The sequence below is a fragment of the Micromonospora sp. DT228 genome (assembly GCF_049841595.1).
GTDB lineage: Bacteria > Actinomycetota > Actinomycetes > Mycobacteriales > Micromonosporaceae > Micromonospora.
This window is the reverse complement of the sequence record NZ_JBNCKO010000006.1, coordinates 321,196-336,911: the sequence shown is the minus strand read 5'-3', so window position 1 is coordinate 336,911 and position 15,716 is coordinate 321,196. Positions and strand designations below refer to the sequence as shown.

The 15,716-nt window shown below is 71.6% G+C and carries 15 protein-coding genes; 7 read left to right on the top strand and 8 right to left on the bottom strand.

Translation table 11 applies throughout. From position 1 onward, the window contains the following. Window positions 1–96: 96 nt before the first annotated feature. The 3 genes from trpD to ACLQ29_RS15680 form a co-directional block, all read right to left on the bottom strand. Window positions 97–1,158, bottom strand: a complete 1,062-nt coding sequence (trpD, locus tag ACLQ29_RS15690) for an anthranilate phosphoribosyltransferase (RefSeq protein ID WP_425772261.1) — start codon at window positions 1,156–1,158, stop codon at window positions 97–99. Between the two features lie 90 nt (window positions 1,159–1,248). Next, window positions 1,249–1,644: a hypothetical protein gene (locus tag ACLQ29_RS15685; protein WP_425772260.1), complete on the bottom strand. Its 396-nt coding sequence runs from the start codon at window positions 1,642–1,644 to the stop codon at window positions 1,249–1,251. 186 nt (window positions 1,645–1,830) lie between these two features. Then, a complete protein-coding gene (locus ACLQ29_RS15680) occupies window positions 1,831–2,751 on the bottom strand; it encodes a cytochrome c oxidase assembly protein (protein WP_425772259.1) in 921 nt (306 codons plus the stop codon). A 108-nt stretch (window positions 2,752–2,859) separates the two neighbouring features. Here ACLQ29_RS15680 and ACLQ29_RS15675 point away from each other — a divergent pair, with 108 nt between their 5' ends. The 5 genes from ACLQ29_RS15675 (at window position 2,860) to ACLQ29_RS15655 (ending at window position 8,034) form a co-directional block, all read left to right on the top strand. After that, on the top strand, window positions 2,860–3,459 hold the full coding sequence (locus ACLQ29_RS15675) for an aa3-type cytochrome oxidase subunit III (RefSeq protein WP_357245119.1): 600 nt from the start codon (window positions 2,860–2,862) through the stop codon (window positions 3,457–3,459). A 70-nt stretch (window positions 3,460–3,529) separates the two neighbouring features. Continuing rightward, window positions 3,530–4,366 (top strand): cytochrome c, encoded by an 837-nt coding sequence (locus ACLQ29_RS15670; RefSeq protein WP_425772258.1) that lies wholly within the window; start codon window positions 3,530–3,532, stop codon window positions 4,364–4,366. A 64-nt stretch (window positions 4,367–4,430) separates the two neighbouring features. Then, window positions 4,431–5,525, top strand: a complete 1,095-nt coding sequence (locus tag ACLQ29_RS15665; RefSeq protein WP_425772257.1) for a ubiquinol-cytochrome c reductase iron-sulfur subunit — start codon at window positions 4,431–4,433, stop codon at window positions 5,523–5,525. Then, window positions 5,522–7,153 carry a cytochrome b N-terminal domain-containing protein gene (locus tag ACLQ29_RS15660; RefSeq protein ID WP_425772256.1) on the top strand — a complete coding sequence of 544 codons (1,632 nt, stop codon included), beginning with the start codon at window positions 5,522–5,524 and terminating at the stop codon, window positions 7,151–7,153. Before ACLQ29_RS15665 ends, ACLQ29_RS15660 begins: the two co-directional genes overlap by 4 nt. A gap of 194 nt (window positions 7,154–7,347) precedes the next feature. Beyond that, window positions 7,348–8,034 (top strand): DUF4142 domain-containing protein, encoded by a 687-nt coding sequence (locus ACLQ29_RS15655; protein ID WP_425772255.1) that lies wholly within the window; start codon window positions 7,348–7,350, stop codon window positions 8,032–8,034. 62 nt (window positions 8,035–8,096) lie between these two features. Here ACLQ29_RS15655 and ACLQ29_RS15650 read toward each other — a convergent pair whose 3' ends face one another. The 5 genes from ACLQ29_RS15650 to ACLQ29_RS15630 form a co-directional block, all read right to left on the bottom strand. Continuing rightward, complete coding sequence (locus tag ACLQ29_RS15650) at window positions 8,097–8,384, bottom strand: Lrp/AsnC family transcriptional regulator (RefSeq protein ID WP_357410891.1); 288 nt, start codon at window positions 8,382–8,384, stop codon at window positions 8,097–8,099. Between the two features lie 85 nt (window positions 8,385–8,469). After that, entirely contained in the window at window positions 8,470–9,339 is an 870-nt protein-coding gene (locus tag ACLQ29_RS15645) for a nucleotidyltransferase family protein (protein ID WP_425772254.1), read from the bottom strand. Continuing rightward, window positions 9,336–9,878: an NUDIX hydrolase gene (locus tag ACLQ29_RS15640; RefSeq protein WP_425772253.1), complete on the bottom strand. Its 543-nt coding sequence runs from the start codon at window positions 9,876–9,878 to the stop codon at window positions 9,336–9,338. Before ACLQ29_RS15640 ends, ACLQ29_RS15645 begins: the two co-directional genes overlap by 4 nt. 52 nt (window positions 9,879–9,930) lie before the next feature. Continuing rightward, window positions 9,931–11,724: a RelA/SpoT family protein gene (locus ACLQ29_RS15635; RefSeq protein WP_425772309.1), complete on the bottom strand. Its 1,794-nt coding sequence runs from the start codon at window positions 11,722–11,724 to the stop codon at window positions 9,931–9,933. Between the two features lie 127 nt (window positions 11,725–11,851). Continuing rightward, a complete protein-coding gene (locus ACLQ29_RS15630) occupies window positions 11,852–13,606 on the bottom strand; it encodes a DEDD exonuclease domain-containing protein (RefSeq protein WP_425772252.1) in 1,755 nt (584 codons plus the stop codon). A gap of 127 nt (window positions 13,607–13,733) precedes the next feature. Between ACLQ29_RS15630 and ACLQ29_RS15625 the strand changes: the two genes are divergently transcribed. Together ACLQ29_RS15625 and ACLQ29_RS15620 are read left to right on the top strand one after the other, a co-directional pair. Beyond that, on the top strand, window positions 13,734–15,188 hold the full coding sequence (locus ACLQ29_RS15625; RefSeq protein ID WP_425772251.1) for an NYN domain-containing protein: 1,455 nt from the start codon (window positions 13,734–13,736) through the stop codon (window positions 15,186–15,188). A 220-nt stretch (window positions 15,189–15,408) separates the two neighbouring features. Then, window positions 15,409–15,627, top strand: coding sequence for a hypothetical protein (locus tag ACLQ29_RS15620; RefSeq protein ID WP_393363545.1), 219 nt, complete (start codon window positions 15,409–15,411; stop codon window positions 15,625–15,627). Window positions 15,628–15,716 lie beyond the last annotated feature (89 nt).

Here is a 15,716-nt window from a genome sequence, read left to right as displayed (position 1 = left end):
GGTGACGGCGTGGCGCGGTGACGGCGTGGCGCGGTGACGGCGTGGCGCGGTGACGGCGTGGCGCGGTGACGGCGTGGCGCGGTGACGGCGTGGCGGTCAGGCGGGCGTCGGCCCGAGGGCGACGGCCGTCTTGATCCAACGGTCCAGGGTCGCGGCGGCCGCGCCCGAGTCGATCGACTCGGCCGCGCGGTTCATGCCCGCGCGCAGCGCCTCGGTCAGGTCGCCGTCGAGCGGACCCTGGGTGGCCAGCGCCGCGGCGGCGTTTACCAGCACCGCGTCCCGGACCGGACCCGTCTCACCGGCCAGCAGGCGACGGGCCACCGCGGCGTTGTACGCGGCGTCACCGCCCCGCAGGTCCTGGAGGGTGGATCGGGGCACCCCCAGGTCGGTCGCGTCCAGCACGGCCTCGCGTACGGTGCCGTTCTGGGCTGCCCAGACGCGGGTCGGTGCGGCGGTGGTGAACTCGTCCAGGCCGTCCTCGCCGCGCATCACGATCGCCGAGTCGCCGCGGGCGGCGAACACGCTCGCCATCACCGGGGCCATCCGGGCGTCGAAGCAGCCGACCGCGCCGGAACGGGGGCGGGCCGGGTTGGTCAGCGGGCCGAGGAAGTTGAAGAAGGTGGGCACCCCCACCTCGCGGCGGACCGGGCCGCCGTGCCGCATGCCGGGGTGGAACCGGGCCGCGAAGCAGAAGCCGATGCCCGCCTCCTCGACGCAGCGGGCCACCTGTTCGGGGCCGAGGTCCAGCGGGATGCCGAGGAATTCCAGCAGGTCGGCCGTGCCGCAGAGGGAGGAGGCGGCCCGGTTGCCGTGCTTGACCACGCGTACGCCCGTGCCCGCGACCACAAGCGCGGTCATCGTGGAGATGTTGACCGTGTGGGCGAGGTCACCGCCGGTGCCGACCACGTCGATCGCGGTGCGGCGTACCTCCTCGGGAAGCACCACCGGCACCGCGCGACCCAGCATGGCCTCGACGAGACCGGCCAGTTCGGCCGGGGTCTCGCCCTTGGCCCGCAGCGCGATGGCGAAGGCCGCGATCCGCGCCGGGCTCGCCGAACCGGTCATGATCTCGTCCATCGCCCAGGCGGTGTCGGCGGTGGACAGCTCCTCGCCCCGGAGCAGCGAGGTGAGCAGGTGCGGCCAGGTCCGATCGCCCATGGTGGGCCTCCCGAGCGTACGAGGTGCGGGTGGGCTGGGACGGGCGTCGGCGGATCCGACGCCGTGGCGGTGGCGGATCGCTGGGGGACGTCAGGCGGGTGCGTGCGTCCGCAGCAGCTCGGCCACCGTGCCTCCGGTGGTCACCGGGTCGAGCGGGTGCACGAGCGTGGCGTCGACCTCGGCGTACGCGGCGAGCCATCGGTCGGCGGCGCGGGCGATCACCAGGCAGGTCGGGGGAGCGTCGTCCCGGTCGTCCTTGATCTGCCGGGCGATGCCGATGCCGCCACCCGGGCTCGCCTCACCGTCGAGCAGCACCAGGTCGATCTCGTAGTCGTCGACCAGCCGGATGGTCTCCGCGTAGGTCGACGCGTCGACGAACTCGATCTTCAGGCCGGGCGCCGGTCGGGTGCCGACGGCCATCCGCATCCGGTCACGGACCTGCGGGTCGTCGCTGTAGAGCAGGACTGTGCAAAGACGGTCGCTCATGCCGGCACTCCGCTTCGCTCCGTGCCGTCATGAGGCACCATCGCACTGAGCCCGATGATTCGTTCGCTGCGCTCACTCATGCTGGACTGGCTCCCACCTCGTAGCTGCCCGCCGATCGTACCGGTCCGCGTGACGTAGCCGACATCCCGCCCGGCGGCACCCGTCGGGGCGTACCGTCCGGGCAGCTCAGGCGGGCGCGGCGTCGGCGGCGCGTTCGCGGGCCTCCTGGCGGTCCAGCTCGCGGTCGACCCGGCGGGCCTCCCGCTCGGACTGCTTGACCCACTGCACCACCAGCACCGCGAGCATGGTCACACTGACGAACTCACCGCCGGCCCAGAGGATGCCGCCGGCGACCACCTGGTCGGCCTTGGGGTCGGACCAGGCGAGGTTGAGCGACGGGTACCAGTCGCCGCCGAAGAGCGTGGTGCTCTGCATGATCGTGAGGCCGAGCACGGTGTGGAACGGCACGGAGAGCAGCATCAGGAGCGCACGCGCCGGGTACGGCCAGCGGCCGGGCAGCGGGTCGAGGCCGAGCAGCGGCCAGAAGAACACGCAGCCGGTCATGATGAAGTGCGCGTGCACCAGCTCGTGCGCCCAGGCGTGTTCGAGGGTGAAGCGGTACAGGTCGCTGAAGTACAACACGAACGGGTTGACCACGAAGATGGCGAACGCCACCAGCGGGAAGCTGTAGACCCGGGCGACGCGGCTGTGCACGATCGCCAGCAGGCGCCTGCGCGGCCCGATCGGCAGCGTGCGCAGGGCCAGGGTCATCGGCGCGCCCAGCGCCAGGAAGATCGGCGCCACCATGGACAGCACCATGTGCTGGATCATGTGCACGGACAACAGCGCCGTGTCGTACGCGTGCAGCCCGCTGACCGTGACCAGCGCGATGCCGCCCAGGCCGGGGCCGAGGAAGAACACGGTACGGACGACCGGCCAGCGGTCGCCACGCACGCGCAGCCGGTGCACCCCGTAGAGGTAGAGGCCGGCGGCGAGCACCAGGCCGAGGGCCAGCCAGCTGTCCAGCCGGGTCTCGGTGAGCACCGCGCCGACGGTGAACGGCGGCGGGGCCGAGGTGGCGGCGAAGATCGGATCGACGTGCAGCACGCTTTTCAGGCTAGGCCAGGCGAACCGGACCCTGACGGTCGGGCCACGGAAGGCGCAGGTTTGCCACCCCGCTGATCGCCGGCCCCGGTCAGGGGCAATAATGACGGCGTGACTGCGGCCCCAGCCATTGACAAGAGCCGGATCCACTCTCTGACCCGACCGAACATGGTCAGCGTCGGGACGATCGTGTGGCTCTCCAGCGAACTCATGTTCTTCGCGGCGCTCTTCGCGATGTACTTCTCGATCCGCGCGGCTGCGCCGGAGCAGTGGGAGAAGCACACCGAGGCGCTGAACATCCCGTACGCGACCACCTTCACGGTGATCCTGGTGCTGTCCTCCGTGACCTGCCAGCTCGGCGTCTTCGCGGCGGAGAAGGGCGACGTCCACGCGCTGCGGCGCTGGTTCACCGTCACCTTCGTGATGGGCCTGATCTTCGTGCTCGGCCAGCTGAACGAGTACCGGCACCTGGTCGAGGACGGCATCAAGATCAACGGAGACGGGTACGGGTCGGTGTTCTACCTGACCACCGGCTTCCACGGCCTGCACGTGACCGGCGGTCTGATCGCCTTCATCATCTTCATGGTCCGTACGACCATGGGCCGGTTCACTCCGGCGCAGGCGACCTCGGCGATCGTCGTGTCGTACTACTGGCACTTCGTCGACGTCGTGTGGATCGGGCTGTACGGCATGATCTACTGGCTTCAGTGATCTTGCGCGTCACGTTCCGTGCTGCTGCTCCGTCCCCTGAGACAGGTCCAACCGGTTAAGGACACCGCTCATGACTTCTGACAACGACCGCCGACGCGGTCTGCTCGCGCGGTTGCGTGAGCGGCCCGCCGCGCGCAGCAGGGGCCGCCGCCGGCTGGGCGCCGCGGTCCGGCTGATTGCCGCGCTGATGCTCGCCGGCGGTGCCTACACCGTCTTCGCGCCCGGTGCCCAGGCGCAGGACAACCCGCAGCTGACCGCAAGCGCCGCCGAGGGCAAGGCGCTGTTCGACGTGAGCTGTGTGACCTGTCACGGCCGCAACGCCCAGGGTGTCGAGGGTCGCGGTCCGAGCCTGATCGGCGTCGGCGCGGCCTCGGTCGAGTTCCAGGTCAGCTCCGGGCGGATGCCGCTGGCCCGCCAGGAGGCCCAGGCGCACCGCAAGCCCCCCGTCTTCACCGACGACCAGGTCCGTCAGCTCGCCGAGTACATCCAGGAGCTCGGTGGCGGCCCGGTCGTGCCCGCGGGCGAGAAGCTCGGCGAGGACGGCAACATCGCCGCCGGCGGTGAGCTGTTCCGGATCAACTGCTCGCAGTGCCACGCCTTCGGCGGCGGCGGCGGCGCGCTCTCCTCGGGCAAGTTCGCCCCGAGCCTGCACCCCGCCACCGACCGCCAGATCTACGCGGCGATGCTGAGCGGCCCGCAGAACATGCCGGTGTTCGGCGACAACCAGATCACTCCGGAGCAGAAGGCGAACATCATCGCCTACATCCAGGAGACGCTGAAGCACGACCAGGACCCGGGAGGGTTCAACCTCGGGCGGTACGGCCCCTCCACCGAGGGCCTGGCGATCTTCCTGGTTGGCATCGTGGCGCTCGTCTTCGCCAGCCTGTGGATTGCGGGCAAGTCGTGACCGAGCGGATCATCCGATTCAGTGCTGTGGTGCCGCTCGGCGCCACCCGTAGCGAGGTGACGGCATGAGCACCCACACCGAGCACCAGGCCCCGCAGGGCCAGGAGCCGCTCGACGTGAACGACCCCAAGCTGACCCGGTTCGACATCGTTCGCGAGGGCGCGCGTCGGGACGACATCGAGATCGTCCACTACGAGCCACAGGTGCTGCCGGGCACCAAGGCGGAGCGTCGGCTGACTCGCGTGGTCGCCGGGTTCTTCCTGATCACCGGCCTGGCCGCGACCGCGTTCCTGGCCATCTACATCTGGTGGCCCTGGCAGTACGAGCCGGGCCGTGGCGGCGACAAGTGGTACACGCCGCTGCTGGGCGCCACCCTCGGCATCGCGCTGCTCGCCGTCGGCTTCGGCATCCTGACCTGGGGCAAGAAGTTGCTGCCCAAGGAGGTCTCGATCCAGGACCGGCACGAGGGGCAGGTCGATTCCGAGGGCCGCACCATCACCGGCCAGACCATGCTCTACATGGCCGACGAGTTGGGTGTGAAGCGTCGCCCGCTGCTCGGCATCTCGCTGCTGGCCGGTCTCGCGCCGGTCGCCGCGGTCGCGGCGGCGCCACTGGTCGGCGGTCTGATCTCCCAGCCGCACAAGAACAACCAGATGTTCACCACCGGGTTCGCCCCGGGCGAGGGTGGGCAGAGGATCCGGCTGGTCCGCGAGGACGGCCGCCCGGTACGCCCGGCGGACGTCAGCGTCGGCGGTCAGATCACTGTCTTCCCCGGCATCGAGCACGGGGTGAGCAACATCCACGCCGACTCCCCGACACTGCTGATCCACCTGCGCGACTCCGACGCCCAGAAGTCCCGGGAGGCCAACTCCCGGCCGGACGTCAAGCACGGTGACTACATGTGGGGCAACTACGCCGCGTTCTCCAAGGTGTGCACGCACGCCGGCTGCCCGGCCAGCCTCTACGAGCAGCAGACCAACCGGCTGCTCTGCCCGTGCCACCAGTCCCAGTTCCTGATCACCGATAACGCCCGGCCCGTCTTCGGCCCCGCCAGCCGGCGGCTGCCGCAGCTGCCGATCGAGGTGGACTCCGAGGGCTTCTTCGTGGCGAAGTCCGACTACACTGAGACCGTCGGGCCTGATTTCTGGGAGCGGCCATGAAGCGTCGAAAGTTTGACCTTGCGGCGACGCCGGGCAAGGCCGCGGTGGGAGTGGACGACCGCTTCCAGGTGGCCACCCCGCTGCGCAAACTGCTGAACAAGGTCTTCCCGGACCACTGGTCCTTCCTGCTCGGCGAGATCGCGCTGTTCTCGTTCGTCGTGCTGCTGCTGACCGGTGTGTTCCTCACCTTCTTCTACGAGCCGGCGATGACCGAGGTGGTCTACGACGGCAGCTTCGCGCCGTTGCAGGGCACGCCGATGTCCGCCGCGTACGCCTCCAGCCTGGACCTGTCGTTCGACGTCCGCGGTGGTCTGGTGATGCGGCAGATGCACCACTGGGCGGCGCTGCTGTTCATGGCCGCGATCGTCGTGCACATGCTGCGGGTGTTCTTCACCGGCGCCTTCCGCAAGCCGCGCGAGACCAACTGGATCATCGGCTCGCTGCTGTTCTGGGTCGGCTTCCTGGCCGGCTTCACCGGCTACTCGCTTCCGGACGACGGCCTGTCCGGCACCGGCCTGCGGATCGCCTCGGCGATCATGCTGTCCATCCCGGTGATCGGTTCCTGGGTCACCTCGTCGATCTTCGGTGGCGAGTTCCCGGGCACGATCATCATCAGCCGGTTCTTCATCGCCCACGTGCTGCTCATTCCCGGTCTGCTGGTGGCGCTGATCAGCGTCCACCTCGGCCTGGTGTTCAAGCAGAAGCACACCCAGTGGCCCGGCCCCGGCCGGACCAACAACAACGTGGTCGGCGAGCGCATGTTCCCGCGCTACGCGCTGAAGCAGGGCGGCTTCTTCATGGTCGTCTTCGGCGTCATCGCGCTGATGGGCGGTCTGTTCCAGATCAACCCGATCTGGTTGTTCGGCCCGTACGAGGCGTGGGTGGTCTCTTCCGCCAGCCAGCCCGACTGGTACGTCATGTTCCTCGACGGGTCGACCCGACTCATGCCGGCCTGGGAGATCAACATCCCGCTCGGTGACGGGTACGTGATTCCGCCGCTGTTCTGGCCGACTGTCGTGCTGCCCGGCATCCTGGTGGGCCTGTCGACGATGTACCCGTTCCTGGAAGCCCGACAGCTCAAGGACCGCAAGAACCACAACCTGCTCCAGCGGCCCCGCGACGCGCCGGCGCGGACCGCGGTGGGCGCCATGGCCGTGTCGTTCTACGTCGTGTTGACGCTCTCCGGCGGCAACGACGTGATCGCCGACAAGTTCCAGATCAGTTTGAACGCGATGACCTGGGCTGGCCGGATCGGTCTGCTGGTGGTCCCGCCGCTGGCGTACTACGTGACGTACCGCCTCTGCCTGGGCCTGCAACAGCACGACCGGGAGGTGCTCGCGCACGGCGTGGAGACCGGCATCATCCGGCGTATGCCGGACGGTCGGTTCGTCGAGGTGCACCAGCCGCTCAGCGCGTCGAACGGGCACGCGGACGGCCACGGCGAGCTGGAGTACGTCGGCTGGGTCGTACCGAAGAAGATGAACCGGCTCGGGGCACTCGGCCCGGCCATCCGGGGCTTCTTCTACCCGATCGAGAAGCCGGTCGAGGCGCCGGTCTCGCCGGGGCACCCGCCGGTCGAGGCCCGGCCGGAGCGCGAAGAGATCACCAGCGGCGACAACCGCCGCTGACCAGCCCGAACGCACTGCGACGTGGCGCCCGCCGGATCCCGGCGGGCGCCACGTCGTGTGGGTACCCCACCGCCCATCCGGCCAGGAGTCGGACGGCCGTGGCGGGACCGGTCGACCCCGCGCGACGGGCGATCGCAGGAATAACCCCGGTGAGCCGGGTATCCGTGCGGTCCAACGTCTCAAGGGGGGGAAGCATGTTGGGTCTCAAACGCCTCGGCCTGTTGGCCGCGCTGGTACTGGTCGGGGTCGCGCCGGCTGCGGCCGCGCAGGCCGCGGCACAGCCGTCGACGCAGGACACCCAGTACCTGCAGGCGGTACACCAGGTCAACCTGTTCGAGATCACCGCTGGTGACCTGGCTCAGCAGAAGGGTCAGGACCAGGGGGTCAAGGACCTGGGCGCGATGCTGAAGACCGACCACACCCAGCTGGACCAGACGGTGCAGCAGACCGCGTCCCAGCTCGGGGTGGAACTGCCGAACGAGCCCAGCGCCGATCAGCAGGCGGTCATCGACAAGCTGAACAACGCCAGCGGCGCGGAGTTCGACCGCCTCTGGGTGACGAGTGAGCTGGCCGGGCACGTCCAGGCCATTCAGGCCACCCAGACGGAGATCTCGCAGGGCTCCGAGCAGTCGGTGGTCCAGTTGGCCCAGACGGCCCTGCCGACGCTGCAGGCGCACTATGACGAGCTGGTGCAGCTCGCCAACAAGCTGGGCATCCCGGTTCCGCAGACCAGCGCCAGCGGCACGCCCAGCCCGGGTGGCACTGGCACCGAGTCCCCGGCTCCGGGTGGCACCGGCACCGAGTCGCCGGCTCCGGGTGGCGGCACCACCGAGGCCCCGGCTCCGGGCACCACCGAAACGCCGGCTCCCAGCGTGAGCTGACGTAGCGACAGCAGACGGCCGGTCCACCCGCAGGGGTGGACCGGCCGCCGTGCGTGCGCTTGTCAGTCGGCGCTGGAGAGGCCGATCGCGAACGCCTCCTCCAGGTCGTGCTGGGAGTACGCCCGGAACGCGATGTGCGACTCGGTGTTGAGCACGCCCGGCACCTTGGAGATGCTGCCGGCGATGACCTGGGCGATCTGGTCGAACTCGCGGACCCGGACGATGGCGATGAGGTCGACGTGCCCGGCCACCGAGTAGACCTCGCTGACCCCGGGGAGGCTGGCCAGGGTCTCCGCCACCTCGGGGATCGCGTCGGTGGCACAGTCGATCAGCACGATGGCGGTGATCACGGGACATCTCTCCGTTCGTCGGCGTCGTCGCCCATGCTAGATGTTTCCGGGTGGCCCGGCGTCCTGCCCCCGTCGTCCTGGCCGCTCAGCCGGCCGCGGCGACCGCGACGGTGCGTCCGTCCCCGGCCCGGATCACGCCGCGCAGCCGCTCGCCGTCCGGCACGACAGCACCCGGCCACACCACCGTACGGAACACGTCGCCGTCCACCCGCGCGCCCGCGCCGACCACCGACTCCACGCAGCGACCGGTCACCGTGGCGGACCTGTCGACGAGGGCGCCGCCGTTCGCGGCGTGCAGGTTGGCTGCCAGGTAGTCGGCGGGGGTGCCGGTGTCGTAGAAGGTGCCCGGGTAGGGCACCACCTCCAGCGCACCCGCCGCCTCGGCCGGGCGCCAGACGGCGCGGACCAGGTCGGAGAAGACGACCGGCAGGTCACGGACGAGCCGCCAGGGCAGCAGCGAGAAGCCGGTGAAGCTGTGCCCGGCGAAGGTGCCCGGCGCCGCCGGGTCCGCGGCGGGTTGACCGAGCAGGCGTACGGTGTGGCCGTCCCACCCGTCGAGCAGGGCCGCCACGTCCGGGCCCGGCGGCGCGGCCGGGTCGGCGAGGTACGCGTCGGCGTTGCCGACAAGCACCGGCCGCCCGTCGATCCAGTCCCGCAGGTTGGCCACCCCACCCGCGGTGCCCAGCGGCTCGCCCGGCTCGACGGACAGGTGTGCGCGGTCGCCGACGTGGGCGACCACCTGGTCACCGAGATAGCAGGCGTTCACCGCGACCCGGGCGGGACCGACCAGGCCGAGCCCCGCGACCCGGGCCAACGCCCGATCCAGCAGCGGGACGTTGCCCACCGGGCAGAGCGCCTTGGGCACCCGTTCGGTGAGCGGGCGCAACCGGGTGCCCTCGCCGGCGGCGAGCACCACCGCGCACAACTCCGCCGGCACGGCCGCCGTCCCGGTCATGGCAGGTCGTCGGGGATCGGGGGCGGGAACTGCCCGGCCAGCGGCCCGATGTCGTAGTAGGCGAGCAGCCGGGCGGTCGGCCAGGTCAGCTTGGGCAGGTCGTCCAGCGGGTGCCAGGCGGCCTCGAGGACCTCCGCGCCGTCGACCGCCAGCTCGGTGCCGGACGCTGGCACCTCCGCCTCGAAGACCACGTCCACCCAGCCCTTGGCGTGCACGATCGCGTTCGGCACCGCCGGACGTAGCCGGGACGGGGGGAGCCGGACGCCGGATTCCTCGAACAGCTCGCGGGCCGCGCCCACGACCGGGGCCTCACCGCGGTCCAGGAGGCCGGCGGGCAGCGACCAGCCCTTGCCGGGGGGTTGACGCAGCATCAGCAGCCGTCCCGCGCCCGGTGCCTCGGAATCGCGGACCAGGGTGACCGCACCGACGATGTACTTCGGCATCGCCAGCTTGACCAGCCGCCGACGCACCGGCAGCGGCAGCCGGTAGAAGGCCTGGTAGAAGATGGCCCGACCGGTGGCGCGGGAACGGGGGATCATGACCCCAGGCTAGTGGTCGCGAATGTCGTTCGGACGCGCTGGGGCGGCCCGCTCACTGTCGATGGTCGACCAGGTCGATGAGCTGGCGTACCACGGTGTCCGGTTCGATGACCCGGTCGAAGACCGCGACCAGCAGGGTCTCCAGATCGGGATAGCCCAACTCCTCGGAGAGGCGCAACAGCGGCAGGTCGCTGGCGAGGCCCCGGTTGTGCTGACGCAGGGTGAGCCCGATGGTGGCCCGACCGAGACGGACCTTGTCGCTGATCGTGATGCCCGGCTCGGTGTGCTCGGCGAACCACCTGTTGATCTGCATCTGCGCGTGTGGCGACTTGACGAAGCTCAACCACTCGCGGCGGGGACCCCGCGAGGCGACACCGGCCTCGGACCCGTTGTCGCCGTCGTTCTCGGTGAAGATCTCCACCACGTCGCCCTCGTCCAGCTCCGAACTCAGCGGGGCCAGCCGACCGTTGATCCGCGCCGCGAGACAGCGGTCGCCCCGTTCGTTGCCCAGCTCGTACGCGAGGTCGACGGGGGTGGCGCCGCCCGGCAGCACGACCTGCCGCCCGTCGGCGAAGACCTGGATCTGACCCTCGGCGAGGTCACAGCGCAACGACTCGAGGAACTGCGCCGGGTCGGCGGCGTCCGGTTCCCAGTCGAGCACCCGGCGCAGCCAGTCCAACTGCTCGGCGCGGGCCGCCGCGCTGCCGCGCCCCGACTGGGGGAAGCGGAAGTCGGCGGCGATGCCGTACTCGGCGGAGCGGTGCATCTCCTCGGTGCGGATCAGCACCTCGACAGTGCGGTCCTGGGGGCCGCAGATGCTCGTGTGCAGCGAACGGTAGAGGTTGTTCTTCGGTGAGGCGATGAAGTCCTTGAAGCGCCCGGGGATGGGTCGCCAGGTGCCGTGGATCGCGCCCAGCGCGGCGTAACAGTCGGTGGGCGGGCCGTCGACCACCACCACGATGCGGGGCAGGTCGAACGGGGCGGTGTGGCCGCCGGCGATGGTGTCCTTCCAGATCGAGTAGAGGTGCCGGGGGCGGGGGCTCACGAGGGCGTCGACCCGGCTGCGCTTCAGCGCGACCCGGGCGCGGGTGACCACCGCGTCGAGGTACGCGTCCCAGCCCGGCCGGTCGTGCACGTGCCGGGCCAGCCGGGCGTGCTCGTCGGGCTCCAGGTGCAGCAGCACCACGTCGTCCAGCTCGCGCTTGAGCGTCTGGATGCCCAGCCGGTCACAGAGCGGGACCAGCACCTCCTGGGTCTTGCGGGCGATGCGCTCGCGCGACGACGCCGAGCGCACCCCGAGGGTGCGCATGTTGTGCAGCCGGTCGGCCAGTTTGATGATCAACACCCGGACGTCCTTGGCTGCCGCCACGATCATCTTGCGGATCGTCTCCGCCTCGGCGGCCTTGCCGTAGAACGCCTTGTCGAACTTGGTCACCCCGTCGACCAGGTGGGCCACCTCGCCGCCGAAGTCCTCGGAGAGCGCCTGGAGGGTGTAGCGGGTGTCCTCCACGGTGTCGTGCAGCAGCGCCGCGACCAGAGTGGTGGTGTCCATCCCCAGCTCGGCGCAGATCTGCGCCACCGCGAGCGGATGGGTGATGTACGGCTCACCGCTCTTGCGGAACTGCCCGCGGTGCATGTTTTCCGCGATCGTGTACGCACGTCGCAGCACCGCGGGATCGGTGCCGGCGTGGATGCTCCGGTGGGTGCGCACCAGTTGGGTGACCGGGTCGGAGTCGGTGGTCGGCCAGCTGAGTAGCGAGCGCAGTCGGCGGGCGAGCGGCAGCTCACCCGGCTGTGTCGGCAGGGCGCCCCCCAGGGCGGCGCCGTGTCCGGCGTCGACGTCCACGAGGGACACCTCCTCACCCCGGCTCCACGGCGCCGGGAGCCGGCGGCGGGAGCAGGCCCACGAATCGGGCAGGACTGCACTTCTCTAACAGCCTAAGCGAGTCGACGTAGTCCGATCGGTCAGTTGGTCATGAGCGTTCGGTCGAGAGTTGGTGGGACGCGGCGTTCTCGGCCTTCGTCAGCAGGTCACGGAACCGCCCCGCGCCTCCCACCGGGGAGGACCAACCGGAGGACATCTCGACAAGTCGGGTTTCCGGTCGCTCCAACCAGGACAGGATCCGCTCGGACTCCTCGGCGGTCGCCGCCGGCACCGGGCCGTGCCCGCCCGCCACCGTTTCGGCAGTGGCCCGAATGGTGGTCAGCGTGGGTCGCGGGTGCACGCCGGGCGGGGACACCCCCGCGCCGGCCAGCCGGCCGTGCCGCACCAGCGCCAACTCCCAGCCGCCCCGGGCGGCCGGTCGGGCCGCGGCCAGCTCGACGATCCCGGTCAGCGCGGCCAGCCGCTGCATCCGCACGGTGGCCCGCAGCACCGCCGCCAGCCGGGACCGCACCACCGCGGCCTCCTCGTAGCGCTTGTCGGCCGAGAGCACCTCGATCCGGGCGAGCAGCGCGTCCACCACCGGCTGTGGATCACTTGTCGTGGCGGTGCGGAAGGGCTGCGCCGCGCTGTCGTCGTACTCCTCGGGGGTGATCTTGTGCTCGCAGGGCGCCGGGCAGCGACCCAGCTCGGCCAGCGCGCAGGCCGGCGTGACGGTGCGCAGCGAGAGCCGGTGCGTGCACTGGCGCAGCGGCACGGCGTCGTGGAACCCGGCGGCGGCCAGCTCCGCGGCCCGCCGGGAGGTGAACGGACCGAGGTACGCGGTGTCGGTGGGGGAGAGGTCGCGGACGATCGAGAGCCGGGGATAGGGACCGTCGGTCAGCTTGAGCCAGACCATCCGCTCCGGGTATTTCGACCGCCTGTTGTACGGCGGGGCGTGCGCGGCGATCAGGCGCAGCTCGCGGACCTCCGCCTCCAACGAGTGGGCGCACTCCACCGCCTCGACCCGTTCGGCCGCCGCGAGCATCTCGGAGATCCGCGCCCGCTTCTCGCCGGCGGTGAAGTAGCTGCGCACCCGGGTGGCGATGTCGACGGAGGTGCCCACGTAGAGCGGACGGTCGTCGGCCGCCCGGAAGATGTAGACCCCGGGGACCTTGGGCAGCCCCTCGGCCAGGTGCCGTTTGCGGCGCTGGGTCGGGGTGACCGCCCGGGCGAACTCGATGGCGTCGCCGACCGTGTCCACCCGGTGCCCGCCGAGCCGACCGATCAGCCCGTGCAGCACGTCGACGGTGGCCAACGCGTCGTCCAGGGCGCGGTGGGTGGGCTGGGTGGCGGTGCGGAAGTAGGCGGCCAGGGTGCCGAGCTTGCGGTTGGGCACCTCGTCGCGGGTCAGCACCCGGCGGGCGAGCGCCGCCGTGTCCAACACGCGGGGGTTGGGCCAGCGGTAGCCGTGCTTGGCGCAGGCGGCCTTGAGGAAGCCCACGTCGTAGGGGGCGTTGTGGGCCACCAGCACCGCGTCGGCGATGAACTCCAGGAAGCTCGGCAGCACCTGCTCGATCGGCGGCGCCGGCACCAGCATCGCCTGGGTGATGCCGGTCAGCACGGTGATGAACGGTGGGATCGGCTGCCCCGGGTTGACCAGGGTGGCCAGCACCCCCAACTGCTCGCCACCGCGCACCCGCACCGCGCCGATCTCGGTGATGCCGCCGCCGTCCGGCGCGCCGCCGGTGGTCTCCAGGTCGACCACCGCGAAGGTGGTCGCGTAGAGCGGCAGCGCCGGGTCCACCCCGCCCACCGTCGGGTCGAGACCGGCCAGTGACTCCTGGACGTACTCCGCCTGTGCCATCGCCGGCACGCTAGCGCGCCGGTCCGACACTCCCGTCGCAGCCGTCTCACCAGTCACCATGGGGCTAGGATGAGAGATCGGCTCACTCACCGGGCGGTGGGCCCGGTCGCGGTGGGAGACTTGCCACATGCCCCTCACCGAGCCGTCCGACGACCACCTCCCGCAGGAGGATCCGGTCGCGCTCGACGGTGCGACGGGCAACCCGGACGACAACGTAGTCAGCGCGACATCCGACGCATCCGCGCCGACGGCGGCGGGCGACGGCGCGGCTGGCGAGCCGGAGCCGACGCTGCCCGAGCCGGTCCGGCAGCGGATCGTGGCGCTGACCGCCGCGGTGCTGCCCACCCTGCCCGCCGACGAGGTGCCGGTGCCGTTGCGTCGGGTGGCCAAGTTCGCCCCGAACCGGCGGGCCCGGCTCGGCGCGCCGGCCATCGCCGCCCAGCTCACCGCCGACCCGCTGTTCCGGCAGCGGGTCACCGCCCGGGTCCTGGCCGACGCCGGCGACCTCGGGGCCGCTGTCGTCGAGGGCACCGCGCCCGCCGCCGCCGACCCGGTCGAGGTCGCCGCGCTCGCCTACCTGGCCCGACCGCGCGGCTGGCGGGAGCTGATCGACGCCAGCGGTGCCGCCGTGCGTGCCGAGGCGGACAGCGCGGTCGTCGCCGAGCTGGTCCGCGAGGCCGAGCAGCGGGCCACCCGCGCCGAACACGACCGGGCGGTGGCCCGGGTGGAGGCGGAGAAGCTGCGCGACGAGCTGGCCCGCGTCCGGGAGGAGCTGGGTCAGCTCCGGGAGGAGTCCCGGCAGGTCGCCCGTACCCTCCGCGAGACCCAGGCCCGCGAGCGCAAGGCCAGCGAACTGCTGGCCACCGAGCGCGGCCGGGCCGCGCGCGCCAGTGCCGACGTCGACGCCGAGCTGCGCCGCGCCCGCGCCCGGCTGGCGGAGGCGGAGGCCGCCGCCGGGATGGCCCGGGCCAGCGCCAAGGAGTCCCGCTCGGTCGACGACGCCCGGCTCTGGTTGCTGCTGGAAACCATCGGCCAGGCCGCCGTCGGGCTGCGCCGCGAGCTGGCGCTCGACCCGGTCGACAAACTGCCCGCCGACTTCGTCGCCGACGCGTTCGCCGAACAGCCGGGCACCGCTCCGGCCAGCCCCGCCGCGCGTGCCCGCGACACCGACGACCCGGCTCGGCTCGACCAGCTGCTCGCTCTGCCCCGGGCGCACCTGGTGGTGGACGGCTACAACGTCACCAAGCGCGGCTTCGGCGAGATGTCCCTGGAACAGCAGCGCAAACGCCTGATCACCGGGCTGGGCGGGATCGCCGCGCAGACCGGCGACGAGGTCACCGTGGTCTTCGACGGCGCCGAGCGGATGCACGGGCTGCCGCCCGCGCCGCGCGGCGTACGGGTGCTCTTCTCCCGCAAGGGCGAGACCGCCGACGAGCTGATCCGGCGGCTGGTCCGCGCCGAGCCGGCGGGGCGTCCGGTGGTGGTGGTCTCGTCCGACCGCGAGGTCGCCGACGGGGTACGCCGGCATGGCGCCTACCCGCTGGGCGCCGACTCGCTGCTGCGGCGGCTCGCCCGCTCCTGACGCCGTCCGCGGGCGCCGTGATCGACACGGGTTTCATGATGTCGGGGTGTCCGGGCGGTCGGGATGGCCCGATTTCGCTGAACTGGAGTCGATCTCTCCCCCAAACGGACGGTCGGACGTGGTTTCTGTCGTACCCGGTGGTTAGCGTCGATGTCACCGATGGTGCTCGGTTGACGACGACAAGGCGTGAGCCGGCACCGCGAGCCGATCAGGAGGCGCGATGCTCATCGACTGTGACGGGTGCGCGAGGCGGGCCGACGGATGTTCCGGCTGCCCGCTGACCGCCCTGTTCGACGAGACGTCCCCGGCGGCCGGGCTGGTCGCCGCCGAGGTCGAGGCCATCGAGGTGCTCGCCCGGGCGGGCTTCGACGTGGAGGTGCTGGCCGCGCCCGCGCGCCCCAGCGCGGCTCGCCCCCGTGCCGTCCGCCGGATCGCCTGAGCACCACACCGCGCCCGGGAGCGGGCTTCTCGCGGACCATAGGATGAGCGGTCACGGCGGGAGGAGCGGCGCGATGAGCGGGTTACGAC